The organism is Streptomyces mutabilis, assembly GCF_014649815.1.
Taxonomy (GTDB): Bacteria; Actinomycetota; Actinomycetes; order Streptomycetales; family Streptomycetaceae; genus Streptomyces; species Streptomyces mutabilis.
This window is the reverse complement of the sequence record NZ_BMTT01000011.1, coordinates 223,170-243,358: the sequence shown is the minus strand read 5'-3', so window position 1 is coordinate 243,358 and position 20,189 is coordinate 223,170. Positions and strand designations below refer to the sequence as shown.

The 20,189-nt window shown below is 72.8% G+C and carries 17 protein-coding genes; 12 read left to right on the top strand and 5 right to left on the bottom strand.

What is annotated here, in order from left to right; genetic code table 11:
- Window positions 1–182: 182 nt before the first annotated feature.
- Entirely contained in the window at window positions 183–1,256 is a 1,074-nt protein-coding gene (locus IE142_RS37550; RefSeq protein ID WP_194523948.1) for a hypothetical protein, read from the bottom strand.
- Window positions 1,257–1,319: 63 nt separating this feature from the next.
- On the opposite strand from IE142_RS37550, the gene IE142_RS36220 reads away from it, so the two are divergent.
- Entirely contained in the window at window positions 1,320–2,069 is a 750-nt protein-coding gene (locus IE142_RS36220) for a tetratricopeptide repeat protein (RefSeq protein WP_194523947.1), read from the top strand.
- A 75-nt stretch (window positions 2,070–2,144) separates the two neighbouring features.
- Here IE142_RS36220 and IE142_RS23005 read toward each other — a convergent pair whose 3' ends face one another.
- Window positions 2,145–3,437 (bottom strand): DUF1015 domain-containing protein, encoded by a 1,293-nt coding sequence (locus tag IE142_RS23005; protein ID WP_191887489.1) that lies wholly within the window; start codon window positions 3,435–3,437, stop codon window positions 2,145–2,147.
- 72 nt (window positions 3,438–3,509) lie between these two features.
- Here IE142_RS23005 and IE142_RS23000 point away from each other — a divergent pair, with 72 nt between their 5' ends.
- From IE142_RS23000 to IE142_RS22985, 4 genes are all read left to right on the top strand, one after another.
- On the top strand, window positions 3,510–4,541 hold the full coding sequence (locus IE142_RS23000) for an HAD hydrolase-like protein (protein ID WP_191887488.1): 1,032 nt from the start codon (window positions 3,510–3,512) through the stop codon (window positions 4,539–4,541).
- 112 nt (window positions 4,542–4,653) lie between these two features.
- Complete coding sequence (locus IE142_RS22995) at window positions 4,654–5,700, top strand: FecCD family ABC transporter permease (RefSeq protein ID WP_191887487.1); 1,047 nt, start codon at window positions 4,654–4,656, stop codon at window positions 5,698–5,700.
- Window positions 5,697–6,761, top strand: a complete 1,065-nt coding sequence (locus IE142_RS22990) for a FecCD family ABC transporter permease (RefSeq protein ID WP_191887486.1) — start codon at window positions 5,697–5,699, stop codon at window positions 6,759–6,761. The genes IE142_RS22995 and IE142_RS22990 overlap by 4 nt, the downstream gene beginning before the upstream one ends.
- Window positions 6,758–7,645 (top strand): ABC transporter ATP-binding protein, encoded by an 888-nt coding sequence (locus tag IE142_RS22985; RefSeq protein WP_191887485.1) that lies wholly within the window; start codon window positions 6,758–6,760, stop codon window positions 7,643–7,645. The genes IE142_RS22990 and IE142_RS22985 overlap by 4 nt, the downstream gene beginning before the upstream one ends.
- Here IE142_RS22985 and IE142_RS22980 read toward each other — a convergent pair.
- Window positions 7,629–7,976, bottom strand: coding sequence for an SCP2 sterol-binding domain-containing protein (locus IE142_RS22980; protein ID WP_043374595.1), 348 nt, complete (start codon window positions 7,974–7,976; stop codon window positions 7,629–7,631). The genes IE142_RS22985 and IE142_RS22980 overlap by 17 nt on opposite strands.
- 42 nt (window positions 7,977–8,018) lie before the next feature.
- On the opposite strand from IE142_RS22980, the gene IE142_RS22975 reads away from it, so the two are divergent.
- The 6 genes from IE142_RS22975 (at window position 8,019) to IE142_RS22950 (ending at window position 14,304) form a co-directional block, all read left to right on the top strand.
- Window positions 8,019–8,303, top strand: a complete 285-nt coding sequence (locus IE142_RS22975; protein ID WP_191887484.1) for a hypothetical protein — start codon at window positions 8,019–8,021, stop codon at window positions 8,301–8,303.
- Window positions 8,304–8,310: 7 nt separating this feature from the next.
- On the top strand, window positions 8,311–9,126 hold the full coding sequence (locus IE142_RS22970) for a hemolysin (RefSeq protein ID WP_191887483.1): 816 nt from the start codon (window positions 8,311–8,313) through the stop codon (window positions 9,124–9,126).
- Window positions 9,123–10,034, top strand: a complete 912-nt coding sequence (locus IE142_RS22965; RefSeq protein ID WP_191887482.1) for an NAD kinase — start codon at window positions 9,123–9,125, stop codon at window positions 10,032–10,034. Before IE142_RS22970 ends, IE142_RS22965 begins: the two co-directional genes overlap by 4 nt.
- Before the next feature lie 217 nt (window positions 10,035–10,251).
- Entirely contained in the window at window positions 10,252–11,970 is a 1,719-nt protein-coding gene (gene recN / locus IE142_RS22960; protein ID WP_191887506.1) for a DNA repair protein RecN, read from the top strand.
- Between the two features lie 234 nt (window positions 11,971–12,204).
- Entirely contained in the window at window positions 12,205–12,972 is a 768-nt protein-coding gene (locus IE142_RS22955; RefSeq protein WP_191887481.1) for a hypothetical protein, read from the top strand.
- 186 nt (window positions 12,973–13,158) lie between these two features.
- The gene (locus IE142_RS22950) at window positions 13,159–14,304 is read left to right on the top strand and encodes a glycosyltransferase family 4 protein (protein WP_191887480.1); all 1,146 of its coding nucleotides are present in this window, start codon (window positions 13,159–13,161) and stop codon (window positions 14,302–14,304) included.
- Window positions 14,305–14,313: 9 nt separating this feature from the next.
- Here IE142_RS22950 and IE142_RS22945 read toward each other — a convergent pair whose 3' ends face one another.
- Entirely contained in the window at window positions 14,314–15,966 is a 1,653-nt protein-coding gene (locus IE142_RS22945; RefSeq protein WP_191887479.1) for a PucR family transcriptional regulator, read from the bottom strand.
- 162 nt (window positions 15,967–16,128) lie between these two features.
- Entirely contained in the window at window positions 16,129–17,931 is a 1,803-nt protein-coding gene (locus tag IE142_RS22940) for a glycoside hydrolase family 15 protein (protein WP_191887505.1), read from the bottom strand.
- Window positions 17,932–18,470: 539 nt separating this feature from the next.
- Here IE142_RS22940 and pyrG point away from each other — a divergent pair.
- Complete coding sequence (gene pyrG / locus IE142_RS22935; protein ID WP_043374614.1) at window positions 18,471–20,120, top strand: CTP synthase; 1,650 nt, start codon at window positions 18,471–18,473, stop codon at window positions 20,118–20,120.
- The last annotated feature ends 69 nt before the right edge of the window (window positions 20,121–20,189 follow it).

Sequence of the window (20,189 nt, the reverse complement as noted above, 5' to 3'; positions counted from 1 at the left end):
CCTTACAGCGCCGATGGTACTGCAGGGGGGACCCTGTGGGAGAGTAGGACGCCGCCGAACAATCTTTGGGAAGGACCCCTGGTCCCCAGCGTTCAGCTGGGGACCAGGGGTCCTTTCGTCTTTTCCAGGGCGCACCGGGTACCCGGCTGCGCGAGAATGACTTGCGGTACCGAAGACAGGAGTCACCCATGTCCACCAACTCTCCCGACGACCGACCGGAGCGCGATCAGCGGCGACGGGACAGTGGTGGCCGTGGTGACGGGAACGGCCAGCGCGGGGACCGCGGCGGATTCCGTCGCGACAACGACCGTGGCGACCGTCCGTCCTTCCGGCGTGACGACCGTGGTGGGGACCGTCCTTCGTACCGCCGGGATGACCGGCGTGACGACCGCCGCGGTGATCGCCGGGATGACCGTGGCGACCGTGGTGGCTTCCGCCGGGACGACCGTCGTGATGACCGGCGTGACGACAACCGTGGTGGTGGGTACGGGCGTCGTGACGACCGTGACCGTGGGCCACGTCGTGATGACCGGGATCGTGGCGGGGACCGGGGGTTCCGGCGCGACGACCGTGGTGGGGACCGTCCCCCGTTCCGCCGTGACGACCGCGGCGACCGTGGCGACCGTCCGTCCTTCCGGCGTGACGACCGTGGTGGGGACCGTCCTTCGTACCGCCGGGATGACCGGCGTGACGACCGCCGCGGTGATCGCCGGGATGACCGTGGCGACCGTGGTGGCTTCCGCCGGGACGACCGTCGTGATGACCGGCGTGACGACAACCGTGGTGGTGGGTACGGGCGTCGTGACGACCGTGACCGTGGGCCACGTCGTGATGACCGGGATCGTGGCGGGGACCGGGGGTTCCGGCGCGACGACCGTGGTGGGGACCGTCCCCCGTTCCGCCGTGACGACCGCGGCGACCGTGGCGACCGTCCGTCCTTCCGGCGCGACGACCGTGGTGGGGACCGTCCTTCGTACCGCCGGGATGACCGGCGTGACGACCGCCGGGATGACCGTGGCGACCGTGGTGGCTTCCGCCGGGACGACCGTCGTGATGACCGCGAGAACCGCGGTGACCGCGGTGACCGGGCCGGCTTCGGCCGGCGCGACGACAGCCGCGGCGGCGATCGTGGCGGCTTCCGGGGTCGGGACGACCGCGGTGGGTTCCGTGGGCGCGACGACCGAGGGGCCCGTGGTCCCCGACGCGACGACCGGGGCGGGCGGCCCGGTGGGTTCCGTGGGCGGGACGACCGGCAAGGCGGCGGTGGTCGCTTCCGTGAGGAGCGGGACCGTGATCGCGATCGTGAGCCGATCAAGCGCCTGCCGATCCCGGAGGAGGTCACGGGCGACGAGATCGACAAGGACGTACGTCAGGAACTGCAGAGCCTGCCCAAGACGCTCGCGGAGGACGTCGCCAGGAACCTGGTGATGGTCGCCCGGCTCCTCGACGAGGACCCGGAAGCTGCTTACGGCTACTCCAGGGTGGCCCTGCGCCTGGCGTCCCGTGTCGCCGCCGTCCGCGAGGCGGCCGGATTCGCCGCGTACGCCAACCAGAAGTACAGCGAGGCCCTGGCGGAGTTCCGGGCCGCGCGGCGGATGACCGGGTCGGTGGAGCTGTGGCCGGTCATGGCGGACTGCGAGCGTGGGCTCGGGCGGCCGGAGAAGGCGCTGGACATGGCCGGCGCGCCCGAGGTGCACAAGCTCGACAAGGCGGGCCAGGTCGAGATGCGGCTGGTGGCGGCCGGCGCCCGGCGTGACATGGGCCAGCTGGACGCGGCCATCGTGACGCTGCAGAGTCCGGAGCTGGCCTCCAACTCCGTGCAGCCCTGGACCGCGCGGCTGAGGTACGCCTACGCCGACGCCCTGCTGGCCGCCGGTCGGGAGCAGGAGGCGCGGGAGTGGTTCGCCAAGGCCGTGGAGTCCGACCGGGACGGCAGCACGGACGCCTCCGACCGGCTCGCCGAGCTCGACGGTGTGGACTTCATGGACGCCCTTGACGAGCGTGAGGGCGAGGAGGGCCCGGCGAGCCCCGTCGCCGAGGACGGCACCGAGGACGGCGCGAAGGACTGACGTCCGCGACCTGATGACGAGGGGGCGGGACCGGCACACGGTCCCGCCCCTTCGTCTAAGTGGTCTCGAGCCGCGTCACAGGTCCAGCGCGCGCAACACCAGGCCCGAAGCCGGTTTGGGGCCGAAGGACGTGGACTTCCGGGGCATCGTGACGCCCAGCTGTGCCAGTTCGCGGACGACCTCCTCACGGACGGGGTGCATCAGTACCGCCGTTCCGCCGTCGCGTTCCGCCTTTTCCACGGTGGCAGCCGTGTCGTGAATGTAGGAGACGTGGGCCGCGGAGTCGTCCGGGACCCGCCAGACGTGTGCCAGGAGCGTGGCGTGCAGGACGGTGGCGTCCAGCGTGCGCCAGGCCCGGGGGCGGTCGGTGGGGACCGTGCGGTCCAGCAGGGCCGGGTCCGGTCGGTCGACGAGGTGGAAGGCGCCGTCACCGGCGAGCAGGAAGGCGTTGCCCGACGCGGACGCCTCCGCCAGGTCCTCCATGGCCCGGGTCAGAGGGCCGCCGAGTCGGCGGACGCGGAAGTGGCCGTCCAGGGCGGCGACGGCATCGTGCAGCGGGAAGCCGTGCAGCAAGCGGTGGATGGCGCGGACACGCAGCGGGTAGCGGGCCGTGTCGACCAGGAGGACGAGGCCGTGGTCCCAGGGGCTGGGGGACGGGTGCTCCGCGCGGAGTGTGCGGTAGGTGGCCCAGCGGTGATGGCCGTCGGCGATGAGGGCTTGGCGCCCGGCCAGCTCGGACCGGACGCGGGCCAGGTCGTCGGGGTCGGTGAGGGACCACAGGCGGTGGCAGTAGCCGTCCTCCGTGGTCGTCGACAGCAGCGGCGGCTGTTCGACGGTGCGTTCCACGACGGTCGTCGTGGCCGCCGTGTCACCGTTGCCGCGGTAGGTGAGGAGCAGGGGTTCGAGGTTCGCCCGGGTGGCCCGCATGAGGGCCGCGCGGTCGGCGACGACGTGGGGCATGACGTCCTCGTGCGGCAGCACGACCTGCTCGGAAGGGTCCGAGACGCGCAGGGCGCCGATGATGCCGCGTTGCAGCATGCCGTCGCCGTCACGCTGTTCGTAGACGTACAGGCCCGGCTCGGAGTCTGCGGTCAGCACACCCTCCGCCCTCCAGCGCCGGAGAGTGTCGGCGGCCTGTACGTTGCGGGCCTCGGGGGAGGCGGCCTGCGGCAGGATCAGACGGACGATGTTGTGCGGGTCGGCGGATTCGAGGTGGAGCAGGCCGTCGGGGCGGACCACGACGTCGTAGGGCGGGGAGGTCACGGCGGCCAGGCTGCCGACCCGGTCGGGGTCGTAGCGGAGGCCTCGGAACGGGGTGAGTTCCAGGCCCCGGCGCGCCGTTGCTTCCGGGTGACCTGCTGTGTTCATCCCGGCATCGTACGTGTGTCAGTGGCATGGGGGATGATCGGGGGAAAGGCGTCGAACGAGGAGCGATGTGCAATGAGCCGGAGCGTCAGGACGAGGCCCCAGGGCAGTGGGCGGAGCCTGGGCGAGGCGTACGACACGGCGCTGCTCGACCTGGACGGGGTGGTGTACGCCGGGGGGAACGCGATCGACCACGCCGTCGAGTCGCTCGCCGCGGCCCGCGCGGGCGGCATGCACCTGGCGTACGTCACCAACAACGCGCTGCGGACCCCGGACACGGTGGCCGCGCACCTGACCGAGCTGGGCATACCGACGGGCGCGGACGACGTCATCACGTCGGCGCAGGCGGTGGCCCGGCTGATCGCCGAACAGGTGCCGTCTGGCTCGCGGGTGCTGGTGATCGGCGGCGATGGGCTGCGGGTCGCCCTGCGGGAGCGGGGGCTGGAGCCGGTCGAGTCCGCGGAGGACGATCCGGCGGCCGTCGTGCAGGGGTTCGGCGGGCCGGAGCTGCCGTGGGGGCGGTTCGCGGAGGCCTGCTACGCCATCGCGCGCGGGGTGCCGTGGTACGCATCCAACACCGACCTGACGATTCCGGGCGCCCGGGGCATCGCACCGGGCAACGGTGCGGCGGTGGAGGTCGTCCGGATCGCCACCGGGGCCGAGCCGCAGGTCGCGGGGAAGCCCTTGCCGCCCATGCACCGGGAGACGATCCTGCGGACCGGCGCGCAGCGTCCGCTGGTGGTGGGGGACCGGCTGGACACGGACATCGAGGGCGCGTTCAACGGCGAGGTCGACTCGCTGCTCGTCCTGACCGGCGTGACCGACGGGGCGCAGCTGCTGGCGGCGCCGCCGCGGCACCGGCCGACGTACGTTGACGCCGATCTGCGCGGGCTGCTGTCCGGGCAGCCCGAGGTCACCGGAGACGCGGGCGGTGGCTTCCGCTGCGGTGGCTGGGCGGCGTCGGCCGGCGTCGAACGGCTGGAGTTGGAGGGCGACGGCGCGGCGCTGGACGGGCTGCGTGCGCTGTGTGCGGCGGCCTGGACGGCGGGCGGAGAGGAAGGGTGTGAGCTCAATTCGGGAAAGGCGCTGGCGCGACTGGGGTTGTGAGCCGCCGTGCGGGGAAGGAGCCCGGCTGCGGCGGGGCTGAGGAGAGGGGCCGCGAGCCGGTCCGGTCATCCTCGGCATCGTGATCGATGGCAGGGTAGGCTAACCTAACCGGGTGTTGGTCGACAGCCCCCCCGAACAGCGCGCGGAGACCGCCCCCGCGCCGCCCCCGAAGCGCCGTGTCCTACGTGCCGTCGGGCTGCCCGTCTCGGCGGCGGTCCTGGTGTTCATCGCGTTGGTGAGCCTCGCGGTCGGCGCGAAGGACCTGACCCTGGCGCAGGTCTGGCACGGCCTCTTCCACGACTCGGGCTCGTACAGCGACGTGGTGGTGGGTGAGCGGTTGTCGCGGACCGTGCTCGGTCTGCTCGCGGGTGCCGCGCTCGGCCTCGCCGGAGCCGTCCTGCAGGCGCTCACCCGCAATCCGCTGGCCGACCCCGGCCTGCTCGGCATCAACGCGGGCGCCTCCGCGGCGGTCGTCACGGCCATCACCTTCTTCGGCGTCACCTCGCTGACCGGGTACGTGTGGTTCGCTTTCGCAGGCGCGGCGGGCGTGGGTGCGCTGGTCTGGTTCCTGGGCGGCAGCCGGGGAGCCACGCCGGTGCGGCTGGTGCTGGCCGGCACCGCGATCAGCGCCGCGCTCTTCGGTTACCTCCAAGCCGTGATGATCATGGACGACGCGGCGCTGGGCCGGATGCGGTTCTGGACGGTCGGATCGCTGTCCTCCGCGACCGACGACACCATCATGGAGGTGCTGCCGTTCTTCGTGGCGGGCACGATCCTCGCCCTCGCGCTCTCCCGGCCGCTCAACGCCATGGAGATGGGCGACGACACAGCCAAGGCCCTCGGCGCCAACCTGAACCGCACCCGGGCGCTGTCCATGCTCGCCGCGACCGTGCTGTGCGGGGCGGCGACCGCGGCCTGCGGGCCGATTGTGTTCGTCGGACTGATGGTCCCGCACATCGTCCGCTCCTTCACCGGGCCCGACATGCGCTGGATCCTGCCCTACGCCGCGATCCTGTCGCCCGTGCTGCTGTTGGGCGCGGACGTCCTCGGCAGGATCGTCGCTCGGCCCTCCGAGCTCCAGGTCGGCATCGTCACCGCCGTCCTGGGCGGGCCGGTCTTCATCTATCTCGTACGACGGCGGAGGACGGCCCAGCTGTGAAGACCGGGAAGACCGTGAAGAGCGGGAAGACCAACCGCGCCGTGCGCAGCCCGGGCGGGCTGTCCTTCCGCCTGGACGTGCGGGCCACCGTCGTCGTCGCCCTGCTGCTGGTCCTCGCGCTCGCCGCGAGCGTCCTGCTGATCGGCACCGGCGACTTCGAGATACCGGCCGCCGACGTGCTCCGTACCCTGGCCGGGCAGGGCAACGCGAGCCAGGAGTTCATCGTCAACGAACTGCGGCTGCCGCGGGTCCTGGTCGGTCTGCTGGTCGGCGCCGCGCTCGGGCTGGGCGGCGCGCTGTTTCAGGCCATCTCCCGCAACCCGCTGGGCAGCCCGGACGTGCTCGGCCTCGGGCAGGGCGCGACGGCCGGCGCCCTCACCATGATCGTGCTGTTCTCCGGTACCTCGGCACAGGTCACGATCGGCGCGCTCGTCGGCGGACTGGTGACCGGCCTCGCCATCTATCTGCTCGCCTGGAAGCGGGGCGTGCACGGTTACCGGCTGGTCCTGGTCGGTATCGGCGTCTCCGCGATCGTCACCGCCGTCAACGGCTATCTGCTCACCCGTGCCGACATCGTGGACGCCTCCCGGGCGGTCGTGTGGATGACCGGGTCCCTCAACGGCCGTGACTGGGCTCAGGTCTGGCCGCTGCTCATCCTGTGCGCCGTGCTCGTTCCGCTGGTTCTCACCGACGGGCGCGCGCTGCGCATGATGGAGATGGGTGACGACATTTCCTACGCCCTCGGAGTGCGCGTCGAGCGGGTACGCGCCCTGCTGATGGTGGCCGCCGTGCTGCTCACCGCCGCCGCCACCGCCGCCGCGGGGCCGGTCAGCTTCGTCGCGCTCACCGCGCCGCAGCTCGCCCGCCGCCTGACCCGTTCGCCGGGCCCCAACCTGCTGCCGTCCCTGTGCATGGGTGCCGCCCTGCTGGTCAGTGCCGACTTCATCTCGCAGCGGGCCTTCGGCGCCGACCAACTGCCCGTCGGTGTGATCACCGGCGTACTCGGCGGGGTCTACCTGCTGTGGCTGCTGGTCACCGAGCGCAAGGCGGGCCGGATATGAGCGCCGACGCCGGCATCCGCAGCGGGCTGAACAACCAAAGGAGCAACGTGAACCGCCTGACCGCCGAGAACGTCACCCTCGCCTACGACCAGCGGGTCATCGCGGAGAAGCTGTCGGTGGAGATACCCGACAACTCCTTCACCGTGATCGTCGGCCCGAACGCGTGCGGCAAGTCCACGTTGCTGCGGGCCTTGTCACGGATGCTCAAGCCCACTCAGGGCCGGGTGCTCCTCGACGGCTCGGTCATCCAGTCGATGCCCGCCAAGCAGGTCGCGCGGACCCTCGGCCTGCTGCCCCAGTCGTCCATCGCGCCCGACGGCATCACCGTCGGGGATCTCGTCGGCCGGGGCCGGTACCCGCACCAGGGCATCCTGCGCCAGTGGTCGACCGAGGACGAGCGCGTCGTCCAGGAGTCGATGGCCCGGACCGGCATCTCGGAGCTCGCCGACCGCTACGTCGACGAACTCTCCGGTGGACAGCGCCAGCGCGTGTGGATCGCCATGGCGCTCGCCCAGCAGACGCCGCTGCTGCTGCTCGACGAGCCGACGACGTACCTGGACATCCAGCACCAGATCGACGTGCTCGACCTGTGTGCGGAGCTGCACGAGGAGCAGGGCCGCACGCTCGTGGCCGTCCTCCACGACCTCAACCACGCCGCCCGGTACGCCACCCACCTCATCGCCCTGCGGGGCGGGGAGGTCATCGCCGAGGGTGCGCCGAAGGACATCGTCACCGCCGACTTGGTCGAGCGGGTCTTCGGGCTGCGCTGTCAGATCATCTCCGACCCGGAGACGGGCACGCCGCTGGTGGTGCCGGCCGCACGCAAGGCACGGGGCGGCAGCGCCGTCGAGCGCGAAAAGGTGGCGGCTACAGAAGCTTCCTGAGGCGGAAAAGGTCGCGCAGGCCCGCCTCCAGCTTCACCCGGCCCGAGCCCCAGGCCCTGGCGAAGTGCAGCTCGCCGTCGACCAGGGCCACCAGGTCGTCGCCGGTCATCGCCAGCCTGATCTCGGCCTTCTCGCGCGGCGGCCCCTCCAGGGTCTCGCGCACGTCGATCCGGCCGTCCGCCATGCGTCCGGCGAAGGTGACGTCCAGGTCGGTGATGTGGCAGCTCACCGAGCGGTCCAGCTCGGCGGCGGCCCGCACGTCCCCTTCGGCGTCGCCCATGTGGTCCGAGAGCTTCTCGAGTGCGGCGCGGCACTCCTCAGTCGTCGCCATCGGGACCGACCGTACCCCAGCGGTACGCGGTAGCGTCGGGGCATGAGCGACGCTGTACCGGAGCCGGAGGCACAGGAGACCGGCGGGGCGGCCGAGGCGCACGCGCCGGAGCACGACCCCGCTCCCCTCGACGTCCCGCGCACCCCCACCGGGAACGCCGAGGTGGACGCCCGGCTGGCCCGGCTGGCCGACGCCGACCACCTGACCACGGACGGACATGTCGAGGTGTACGAGGATGTACACCGGGGGCTGCGAGACGCGCTGACCGCGCTCGACGCCCGCCCGGGACCTCCGGTCCCGCCATCGCCGTACGAAAACAGGAGCTGAACCGAACGTGGCAGGAGTCGCACGCCGCCGTCTCGACGCGGAGCTGGTCCGCCGGAAGCTGGCGCGCTCGCGCGAGCACGCGAGCCAGCTGATCGCCGCCGGGCGGGTCTCCGTCGGCAAGACCGTCGCGACCAAGCCCGCCACGCAGGTGGAGACCGCCGCCGCGATCGTGGTCACGGCCGACGACAGCGACCCCGACTACGTCTCGCGCGGCGGCCACAAGCTGGCCGGTGCCCTCGCGGCGTTCGTGCCGCAGGGTCTCGTCGTCGAGGGGCGGCGCGCACTGGACGCCGGCGCGTCCACCGGGGGCTTCACCGACGTACTGCTGCGGGCGGGCGCCTCGCACGTCGTCGCCGTCGACGTCGGGTACGGACAGCTCGCCTGGTCGCTTCAGCAGGATGAACGCGTCACCGTCAAGGACCGTACGAACGTACGCGAGTTGACGCCGGAAGCGATCGACGGGGCGCCCGTGGACCTTGTGGTGGGGGATCTGTCCTTCATCCCGCTCGGACTGGTACTGCCCGCCCTGGTGCGGTGCACCCGTCCGGACGCCGATCTGGTGATGATGGTGAAGCCGCAGTTCGAGGTGGGCAAGGAGCGGCTGGGGAGCGGGGGAGTGGTACGCAGTGCGCAGCTGCGGGCCGAGGCCGTGCGGGGAGTCGCCCGCAAGGCCTGGGACCTGGGACTCGGGGTGCAGGGGGTCACCGCCAGTCCGCTGCCCGGCCCCTCCGGGAACGTCGAGTACTTTCTGTGGCTGCGGGCCGGGGCCGGTGAACTGGACCCGGCCGACGTTGACCGTGCAGTGGCGGAGGGGCCGAGTTGACACAGAACCGAGCGCGTACTGTTTTCCTGCTCGCCCACACCGGGCGTCCCGCGGCGATCCGCAGCGCGGAGCTGGTGGTCAAGGGCCTGCTGCACGCGGGGCTCGGCGTGCGCGTCCTGGAGGCGGAGGCACGGGACCTGCCGCTGCCGGAGGAGGTGGAGCTGGTCGGGGAGGCCACCCCGCAGTGCCTGGACGGGTGCGAGCTGCTGATCGTGCTCGGCGGTGACGGGACGCTGCTGCGCGGTGCCGAGTTCGCCCGCGCGTCCGGGGTGCCGATGCTCGGCGTCAACCTGGGCCGGGTCGGGTTCCTCGCGGAGGCCGAGCGCGATGACCTGGACAAGGTCGTCGACCGGGTGGTGAACCGGGCGTACGAGGTCGAGGAGCGGATGACCGTCGACGTTGTCGTGCACCGCAACGGCGACATCGTGCACACCGACTGGGCGCTGAACGAGGCGGCCGTGCAGAAGGCCGGCGCCGAGAAACTGCTCGAAGTCGTGCTGGAGATCGACGGGCGGCCGGTGACCGGGTTCGGCTGTGACGGCATCGTGCTGTCGACGCCGACCGGGTCGACGGCGTACGCCTTCTCGGCCGGGGGGCCGGTGGTGTGGCCGGAGGTGGAGGCGCTGCTGATGGTGCCGATCAGTGCGCACGCGCTGTTCGCGAAGCCCTTGGTGACCTCGCCGGACTCGGTGCTGGCGGTGGAGGTGCTGCCGCACATTCCGCCGGGTGTTCTGTGGTGCGACGGGCGGCGAACGGTGGAGTTGCCGCCGGGGGCGCGGGTGGAGGTCCGGCGGGGGGCGGTGCCGGTGCGGTTGGCCCGGCTGCACCAAGCGTCCTTCACCGACCGGCTGGTGGCGAAGTTCGCGTTGCCTGTTTCCGGGTGGCGCGGGGCGCCGCACCAGGTCTGACCCGGCGCGGCGCCCGGATCCCCGCGCGTTTGCGGGGAGCAACGTGACCGAACTCGTCGAGTACGGATACGACCGGACCATCCCCGCGGCAGCGGGGAGCAATACTCGTGCAACGAGCGACCCGTCCGCAGGTGACGGCCTGCGGCTGCCCCGGTCGGGTGGGGTGGCGTCGCACACCGCGGGCGAAACCTCGTATGGTCGGTGCGTGCTTGAGGAGATGCGGATACGGTCGCTGGGAGTCATCGACGACGCCGTGGTCGAGCTGTCGCCCGGCTTCACCGCTGTCACCGGTGAGACGGGTGCGGGCAAGACCATGGTGGTCACCAGCCTCGGGCTGCTCCTGGGCGGACGCGCGGACGCGGCGCTGGTGCGGATCGGGGCCAAGAACGCCGTCGTCGAGGGGCGCATCGCCGTGCCCGAGGGAGCCGCGGCGGCCGTGCGGGCCGAGGAGGCCGGGGCCGAGCTGGACGACGGGGCGCTGCTGATCAGCCGTACCGTTTCCGCCGAGGGCCGCTCGCGCGCCCACCTGGGCGGCCGGTCGGTGCCGGTGGGAATGCTCGCCGAGCTGGCCGACGAATTGGTGGCGGTGCACGGGCAGACCGACCAGCAGGGGCTGCTCAAACTGACCCGCCAGCGGCAGGCCCTGGACCGGTACGCGGGTGACGCGGTCGCCGGGCCGCTCGCCAAGTACGCCGAGGCCTACCGGCGGCTGCGAGCCGTCACCCGTGAGCTGGAGGAGATCACCACCCGCGCCCGTGAGCGCGCCCAGGAGGCCGACCTGCTGCGCTACGGCCTCGACGAGGTCGCCGCGGTCGAGCCGCGCGCCGGCGAGGACGTGGAGCTGGCGGAGGAGGCGGAACGGCTGGGCCACGCCGAGGCGCTCGCGTCGGCCGCCACGGCCGCGCACGCCGCGCTGGCGGGCAACCCGGAGGATCCCGAGGGCGTCGACGCGTCGACGCTCGTCGCGGGGGCGCAGCGCGCCCTGGACGCCGTACGGTCGCACGACCCGGCGCTGGCGGCGCTCGCCGAGCGGATCGGCGAGGTCGGCATCCTGCTGCGCGACGTGGCCGGGGAGCTCGCCGGGTACGCGGACGACCTGGACGCCGACCCGCTGCGGCTGGCGGCTGTCGAGGAGCGGCGGGCCGCGCTCACCGCGCTGACCCGGAAGTACGGCGAGGACGTCGCGGCCGTGCTGGCCTGGGCCGAGCAGAGTGCCGCGCGGCTGACCGAGCTGGACGGCGACGACGAGCGGATCGGCGAGCTGACCGCCGAGCGGGACGCGCTCAGAGCAGAGCTGGGCGGGCTGGCGCAGGCGCTGACGGACGCGCGGACGGAGGCCGCCGAGCGGTTCGCCGCCGCCGTGACCGCCGAACTGGCCTCGCTGGCCATGCCCCACGCGCGCGTGTCGTTCGCGATCCGGCAGTCCGAGGACCCCGAGGGTGTGGAGGTCGGCGGGCGTACGGTCGCGTACGGGCCGTCGGGTGCCGACGAGGTCGAGCTGCTCCTCGCCCCGCACCCGGGGGCTCCGCCGCGGCCGATCGCGAAAGGCGCGTCCGGCGGTGAGCTGTCGCGCGTGATGCTGGCGGTGGAGGTCGTCTTCGCGGGCACCGACCCGGTCCCGACGTACCTCTTCGACGAGGTCGACGCCGGGGTCGGCGGCAAGGCGGCGGTGGAGATCGGGCGGCGCCTGGCGCGGCTCGCGAAGAGCGCGCAGGTCGTGGTCGTCACGCATCTGCCGCAGGTGGCCGCGTTCGCCGACCGGCAGCTGCTGGTGGAGAAGACGAACGACGGTTCGGTGACCCGGTCCGGCGTGAAGGTGCTCGAGGGCGAGGAACGGATCCGGGAGCTGTCCCGGATGCTGGCCGGCCAGGAGGACTCGGAGACGGCCCGGGCCCACGCCGAGGAACTGCTCGAGACGGCGCGGTCGGACGCGTAGGCCGGTCCGGCGGCGTTCGGTGAGCGCGGTGGCCGCGGGGGCGCGTTGTCCGGGCACTGCCGCCACGGGGCGCCGGGGGTGCGGGGTCGCGGCCCCCGCCCCCCGTCGTCGGGGGCCGAGGTCCCGGACGTCGCGGTTCCCGTCCGGGCGGGCTCGGACGCCCATGCTTTCCCGCCCCGGTGCCGCGTGGACGTCCGGCGGAGGACGGCGATCGGGGTCCCGTAGGGTGGCCCGATGATCAAGCGTGTTCGCTGGACCGGCTCCTGCTCCTCCACGGTCCTCGCCGCCGTCCTGGCGCGAAGCGGCGTCACCGCGCTGCGTGCCGTGGCGCCGGGCGGCCGGGAACGCTGGGAGCGGAAGAACCATGCCGGGCGGACCGTGGATCTCTGCGCCGGGCCCGCGTGCGCCCTGGCGGCCGCCGTGGGGACGGCACGGGTGCGGCCCGCCGTCGGCCTCGCGGTGCTCGCCGCGGGGGCCTGTGGGGCCTACGACGACGTGGTGGGCGCCGGGGACTCCCGGCGCGGGTTCCGGGCGCATCTGGCGGCGCTGCGGGACGGCGAGGTCACCAGCGGGGCCGTGAAGCTGTTCGGCATCTCCGCGGCCGGGCTCGCCGCCGGCGCCGTACTGAAGGAACGACCGCTGGACAAGGTGCTCGCGGGTGCTGTCATCGCCGGGGCCGCGCACTTCGTCAACCTCGTGGACGTGCGCCCCGGACGGGCCGGGGCCGCCGTCCTCGCGCTCGGTGCGCCGGGGCTGCTGCGCGAGGGTCCCGGAGCTGAGACGGCCGCCGTCGCCATGGGCACCGTCGCGGCCGTACTGCCGGACGACCTCGCCGAGCGCACTATGCTCGGCGACACGGGAGCGCACGCGCTGGGCGCGGCCCTGGGTGCCGCGGTGGTGGCCGGGAACGGCCGGGCGGGGCTCGCCGCGCACGCCGTCGCGCTGGTGGCCGCGGCCATGTGCGGCGAGCGGGTGAGCGAGGCGGCACGTTCACTCGGGTGAGTGAACCGGACCCGTCCCGTTGCCCGGACGGTCGCCCACTCGCGACGGCCGTCGTCCCCGGAACACCCGTACGGCCTGGCATCCTTGACGGCGTGACGCCCGGGCAAGCGCGCGGCGCACCCTGCCCGCACCATCGTTCTGTACGTTCTTCGTGACCGTCCCCGCCGAACCAGGAGCCCCGGCCAGGTGACCCCCGTGAGCAGCCCCGCACCGCACGGCCTGTCGCAGCTGCGCACCGTGCAGGTGCTGGGCGGCGGCAACGCCGTCAGCGGCGCGCACGTGCGCTCCCTGGCCGCGGGGCTCGTCGCACGGGGCGTGAAAGTGACGGTGTGCGCCCCCGACGATGCGGAACGCACCTATGACTTCACCGGCACCGGAGCCGACCACGTGCACGTACCGCGCAGCAGCGACCCGGTCTCCGTGGCCGCGCTGCGGGCGGTGTGCGCGGACGCCGACCTGGTGCACGCGCACGGGCTGCACGCCTCCTTCCGCGCCGCGCTCGCCCTCGGCGGGCGGCGGGTCCGCACGCCGCTCGTCGTGACCCGGCACGACCGGGTTCATGCCGAAGGAGCCCGTGCCCACTTGCTGCGCGTGCTGGAGCGGCGGGTGATGAAGGCCGCCACCGTGGTCCTCGGCGCAACCTCGGAACTGGTCGACGGCGCGCGCCGGACGGGCGCGCGCGACGCCCGGCTCGGCCCCGTCGCGCTCCCCGCCCGGCCCTGCCGAGAGGGCGAGTCCGACGACCCGGACGGGAAACGCCTGAAGATCCGGGCCGAACTCGGCGCCGTCGGCCGCCCGTTGCTCATCACCGTCGGTTCCCTGGAGCAGCACCGGGGCTACGACGTCCTGCTGGACGCCGCGCGTGCGTGGTGCCGCCTCGACCCGGTCCCGCTGGTCGTCGTCGCCGGGGAGGGCCCGCTGCGCGCGGAGTTGCTGCGGCGGATCGACGACGAGGGACTGCCCGTGGTGCTCATCGGCAGCCGTGACGACGTCACCGACCTGTTGGCGGCGGCCGACCTCGTGCTGCTGCCGAGCCGCCGGGAGGCACGTTCCGTCCTCGCCCAGGAGGCCCTGCACACGCGCGTGCCGCTTGTCGCGAGCGACGTGGGCGGCATCCCCGAACTCGTCGGCGAGGCCGCCGAACTCGTCCCGGAGGGGGACGCGGAGGCCCTCGCCGACGCCGTGGTGCGTCTGCTCGCCGATCCCGGTCGGTGCGAGGAACTGCGGGACGAGGGCACACGGCAGGCGGCCACCTGGCCGACGGAGGACGAGACCGTGGCCCAGGTGCTCAGTGTCTACGACGAGTTGACGCTACCCACGCCGCTGCTCTGAGGGAACCGGTCACGGCACGTGCCGACGGGCGCGCAGTGCCAGGCTCAACGCCAGGACCGTCTGCGGGTCGTCGAGGTCCGTGCCGAGCAACTCCCCGATCCGCGCCAGCCGGTTGTAGAGGGTCTGCCGGTTGAGGTGCAGCTCGCGCGCCGTCTCCGCCTTGCGGCCCGCGTGGGCCAGGTACGTCTGGAGCGTGGGCAGCAGGGGCGGCTTGGAGCGGTCGTCGTGGTCGCGCAGTGGCCCGATGGCCCGGTCCACGAACGCCGCGAGGTCCGGGTGGTCGCGCAGTCGCCACAGCAGCAGGTCGATGTCGAGGCGCCGGGCGTCGTACCAGGGCCGGTCGGTGAGCCCCTGTGCGGCGGTCGCCGTCTCCGCCGCATGCCGCAGGCCCGCCGACGCCGCCGCCCAGCCACCGGCCACCCCGACGACCACCACGGGCGGCTGCGCTCCCGGCCGCTGCATCCCGGCCCGCTCCACGCCCGCCCGCAGCGCCGCCGCGACCCGGTCCGCGACCGCCGCCCGCTCCGACTCCGAGCGCAGGCACAGCAGCAGCGGCACCCGGCCCTCCACCGGACGTACTCCCAGGAGGACCGGCACCCCGACCGACGCCAGTTCCTCGGCGACCGCGCGCGCGAGCACCGCCCAGCCGCCCCCCGCGGGGGACAGGGCGTCGCCGAGACGCATCACCACGGGGAGCAGGGGGCCGGCGCCGGGCTTGAAGCCGAGGACGCGGGCCTGCGCCGGGGCGTCCTCCGCCGTGATCCGGCCCTCGGCGAGGTCGGTGAGGAAGTCGCCGCGCCCGCGAGCCGCGAGCTCCTCCTCCTGCCGCGCCTGCATCAGCACCACGGCGAGGATGCCGGCCGCCCGCTCCGCCGCCATCCGGTGCACCTGCGCCAGCGGGGACCGCACGGGGAGCAGGACGAGCCGGGCGCGCACGGAGCCGGTGCCGGTCGCGGTCCCCGGGCCGGGCCCGCCGCCGGGCACGTCCACCAGCACCGAGCCCGCCGGGGGCGGGGCGTCCTTGTGCGGCCCGCGCAGGCCCTCCCACACCTGGAGCGGATCGGCGCCCTCGGGACCGGAGCCGGCGGCGTACAGCAGGCGGCCGTCGGTGGTCTCCAGGAAGACCGGATTGTCGCCGAAGTCGGCCAGGATACCGAGCACCTGGGGGACTCCGCCGCCGCCCAGCAGGGCGTCCGTGCAACGGCGGTGCACCTCCTCGGCGCGCTGGAGGAGTGCGTAGTGGCCGTTGACGATCTCGGTGTGGATCTCCTCGGTGACCGTCACGAACGGCACCTCGCGGTGCAGCTGCACCAGCGGCAGGCCGGCCGTGCGGGCGGTGTCCACGAGGGCGGAGGGCAGGCGTGCGAAACGCGGGCCGAGCTCCACGACGAGGGCCGCGATGCCGCGTTCCGCGAGGGTGCGGACGAAGGCGCGCTGCTCGGCGGGGCGGGTGCCGAGGCCGTATCCGGTGGTGAGGAGGAGCTCGCCGCCCTTGAGGAGGGAGGCGATGTTGGGCACCTCGCCGGCGTGCACCCAGCGGACGGTGCGGTGCAGTCGGTCGGCGCCGGCGAGGATCTCGGGCAGGCCGCTGCGGAGGCCGGGGAGTTCCAGGGCGCGCTGCACGGTGATGCCCGTGGGCGGGGGTGCGGCGGGGGTGTTCATGGAGCGGACGGTACCTCTTGGGCGGGCGGTGCATCGTGGGTGCCCGGCGTCCGCATGGGCCTGGGGCGGGTGTCCCGGCCCGGCGCTGCGGCGTAGTTGGGCAGCTACGGCGGTACGGCTGCCCGCAGCCACTGCGGGCAGCCGTACGTCGGCCCTCGTACGTCAGCCCCCGTACGCCCCGCTCGCCGTCAGCCGCAGGGCCGTGTCGATCAGGGGGACATGGCTGAATGCCTGGGGGAAGTTGCCGACCTGGCGCTGGAGGCGGGGGTCCCATTCCTCGGCCAGCAGGCCCAGGTCGTTGCGCAGGGAGAGGAGCTTCTCGAAGAGCTTGCGCGCCTCGTCCACGCGGCCGATCATCGCCAGGTCGTCGGCCATCCAGAACGAGCAGGCCAGGAAGGCGCCCTCGTCGCCGGGCAGGCCGTCGACGCCCTCGTCGCCGCCCTCCGTCGGGTAGCGCAGGATGAAGCCGTCCGACGTGGACAGCTCCCGCTGGATGGCCTCGATGGTGCCGATGACCCGCTTGTCGTCCGGCGGCAGGAAGCCCATCTGCGGGATCAGCAGCAGCGAGGCGTCCAGCTCCTGGGAGCCGTAGGACTGCGTGAAGGTGTTGCGTTCCTTGTCGTAGCCCTTCTCGCACACGTCCCGGTGGATGTCGTCGCGCAGTTGCTTCCAGCGCTCCAGCGGGCCGTCGGCGTCGCCGGACTCGATCAGCTTGATGGTGCGGTCGACGGCGACCCAGGCCATCACCTTGGAGTGCACGAAGTGGCGGCGCGGGCCGCGCACCTCCCAGATGCCCTCGTCCGGCTCCTGCCAGTGGTCCTCCAGGTAGCGGATGAGCTTGAGCTGGAGCACGGAGGCGTAGTCGTTGCGGGCCAGGCCGGTCATGTGGCCCAGGTGGAGGGCCTCGGTGACCTCGCCGTAGACGTCGAGCTGGAGCTGGTGCGCGGCGCCGTTGCCGACCCGGACCGGGGTGGAGTTCTCGTAGCCCGGCAGCCAGTCCAGCTCCGCCTCGCCGAGCTCGCGCTCGCCGGCGATGCCGTACATGATCTGCAGGTTCTCCGGGTCGCCGGCGACCGCGCGCAGCAGCCACTCGCGCCAGGCGCGGGCCTCCTCGCGGTAGCCGGTGCGCAGCAGCGAGGACAGGGTGATCGCCGCGTCCCGCAGCCAGGTGTAGCGGTAGTCCCAGTTGCGGACGCCGCCGATGTCCTCCGGCAGGGACGTGGTGGGCGCGGCGACGATGCCGCCGGTGGGGGCGTACGTCAGGGCCTTGAGGGTGATCAGGGAGCGGACCACGGCCTCCCGGTAGGGCCCGTGGTACGTGCAGTGCTCGACCCAGTCGCGCCAGAAGTCCTCGGTGGCCTCCAGGGACTGCTCGGGCTCGGGCAGCGGCGGGGGCTCCTTGTGCGAGGGCTCCCACGAGATGGTGAACGCGATCCGGTCACCCGGCGCGACCGTGAAGTCCGCGTACGTGGTGAGCGCCTTGCCGTACGTCTCGGCCTCTGTGTCGAACCACACGGAGTCGGGGCCCGCGACGGCCACCGTGCGGCCCTCGTGCTTGTGCACCCACGGGACCACCCGGCCGTAGCTGAACCGCATCCTGAGCTCCGAGCGCATCGGCACCCGGCCGGAGACGCCCTCCACGATGCGGATCAGCTGGGGCGCGCCGTCACGGGGCGGCATGAAATCGGTCACCCTCACCGTGCCGCGCGGGGTGTCCCACTCGGACTCCAGGATCAGCGAGTCACCGCGGTAGCTCCGCCGGGCCGCGGTCGGGGGCTCCGCGCCGGGGGCGTAGGCCGGTCCCATCCGCCAGAATCCGTGTTCCCCGGTTCCCAGCAGACCGGCGAAGATGGCATGCGAGTCGAAGCGGGGCAGGCACAGCCAGTCGACTGTGCCGTCCCGGCAGACCAGTGCGGCGGTCTGCATGTCTCCGATGAGTGCGTAGTCTTCGATGCGCCCGGCCACGTGCAACTCCAGTCGAACGGCCACGTCACCCCGCATGGGGGCGGTCGCTAGTGCGGTCAAGGGGGGTCAGGGGTGAGTCATGTGTCGTTGAGCCATGAAGCAAAGCAGCCGTCGGGCCGTGAAGCCAAACGCTGTGCCACGAAAGACAATTGTTGCCCAACGAACTGACGAGCTCTCGTTGTTCCGGTGCTGACGGGCGAGGGGTGGTGCCGTGTCGCCGGGCGGGCTCGGCAGCGAACGTCCGAGCAGGATACGACGCACGTAGATGATCTGTGTGCCGCTCCGGACAACGCGCCTCCGCCGAACGGGTGACCGCCGGGTGAGGAATCGGTGAGCCGCGCTCCTGGGTGACGGGATGTGCGCGGAGGGTGGCCGGAAGCCACCGCCCCGCGGCGCTGATACGCTGGTAGCCCGTGGACCGGTGGGAGAAGAACCCCGGAACCGCAGCGACGGCGCCGCCGACGGCAACCCGGTTCGACCGGGTCGGACGACGAACGCACCGCACCCCAGACCGCGACCACGGGAGCCCCCTCTTGGCCATGCCGCCCAAATCCTCGACGACCAAGCACATCTTCGTCACCGGGGGTGTCGCCTCCTCGCTCGGCAAGGGGCTGACCGCCTCCAGCCTCGGCATGCTGCTCAAGGCACGGGGTCTGCGCGTGGTGATGCAGAAGCTCGACCCGTACCTCAATGTCGACCCTGGCACGATGAACCCCTTCCAGCACGGTGAGGTGTTCGTCACCAACGACGGTGCCGAGACCGACCTGGACATCGGACACTACGAGCGCTTCCTCGACCGCGACCTCGACGGCTCCGCGAACGTCACCACCGGCCAGGTGTACTCCACGGTGATCGCCAAGGAGCGGCGCGGCGAGTACCTCGGCGACACCGTGCAGGTCATCCCGCACATCACCAATGAGATCAAGCACCGCATCCGCCGCATGGCGACGGACGAGGTCGACGTCGTGATCACCGAGGTCGGCGGCACCGTCGGCGACATCGAGTCGCTGCCGTTCCTCGAGACCGTCCGCCAGGTCCGGCACGAGGTCGGCCGGGACAACGTGTTCGTGGTGCACATCTCGCTCCTGCCGTACATCGGTCCCTCGGGCGAGCTGAAGACCAAGCCCACCCAGCACAGCGTTGCCGCGCTGCGCAACATCGGCATCCAGCCGGACGCCATCGTCCTGCGCTGCGACCGTGAGGTACCCACGGCGATCAAGCGCAAGATCTCCCTGATGTGCGACGTCGACGAGGCTGCCGTGGTGGCCTGCCCCGACGCCCGCTCGATCTACGACATCCCCAAGGTCGTGCACGCCGAGGGCCTGGACGCCTACGTCGTCCGCAAGCTGGACCTGCCGTTCCGCGACGTGGACTGGACGACCTGGGACGACCTGCTCGACCGCGTGCACAAGCCCGCGCACGAGATCACCATGGCGCTGGTCGGCAAGTACATCGACCTGCCCGACGCCTACCTCTCGGTCACCGAGGCCCTGCGGGCCGGCGGCTTCGCCAACCGGGCCCGCGTGAAGATCAAGTGGGTCACGTCCGACGACTGCAAGACCCCGGCCGGCGCCAAGGCACAGCTCGGTGACGTCGACGCGATCTGCATCCCGGGGGGCTTCGGCGAACGCGGTGTGACCGGCAAGGTCGGCGCGATCAAGTACGCCCGCGAGAACAAGATCCCGCTGCTGGGCCTGTGCCTGGGCCTGCAGTGCATCGTGGTCGAGGCCGCGCGCAACCTGGCCGGCATCGAGGACGCCAACTCCACCGAGTTCGACCCCGCCACCGCCCACCCCGTCGTCTCCACCATGGCCGAGCAGCTGGACATCGTGGCCGGCGAGGGCGACATGGGCGGCACCATGCGCCTCGGCATGTACCCGGCCAAGCTGGCCGAGGGCTCGATCGTGCGCGAGGTGTACGACGGCAAGGAGTACGTCGAGGAGCGGCACCGCCACCGCTACGAGGTGAACAACGCCTACCGCGCGGAGCTGGAGAAGAAGGCCGGCATCCTCTTCTCGGGCACCTCTCCGGACGGCAAGCTCGTCGAGTACGTGGAGTACCCGCGCGACGTCCACCCCTATCTGGTCGCCACGCAGGCGCACCCGGAGCTGCGCTCGCGCCCGACCCGCCCGCACCCGCTCTTCGCCGGGCTGGTCAAGGCCGCGGTCGAGCGGAAGACGTCGAAGTAGCAAACCGGTTGTACGGTGGCCGGGGCACGCGCACTCAACAGCGCGTGCCCCGGCTTTTCGCGTACGTCT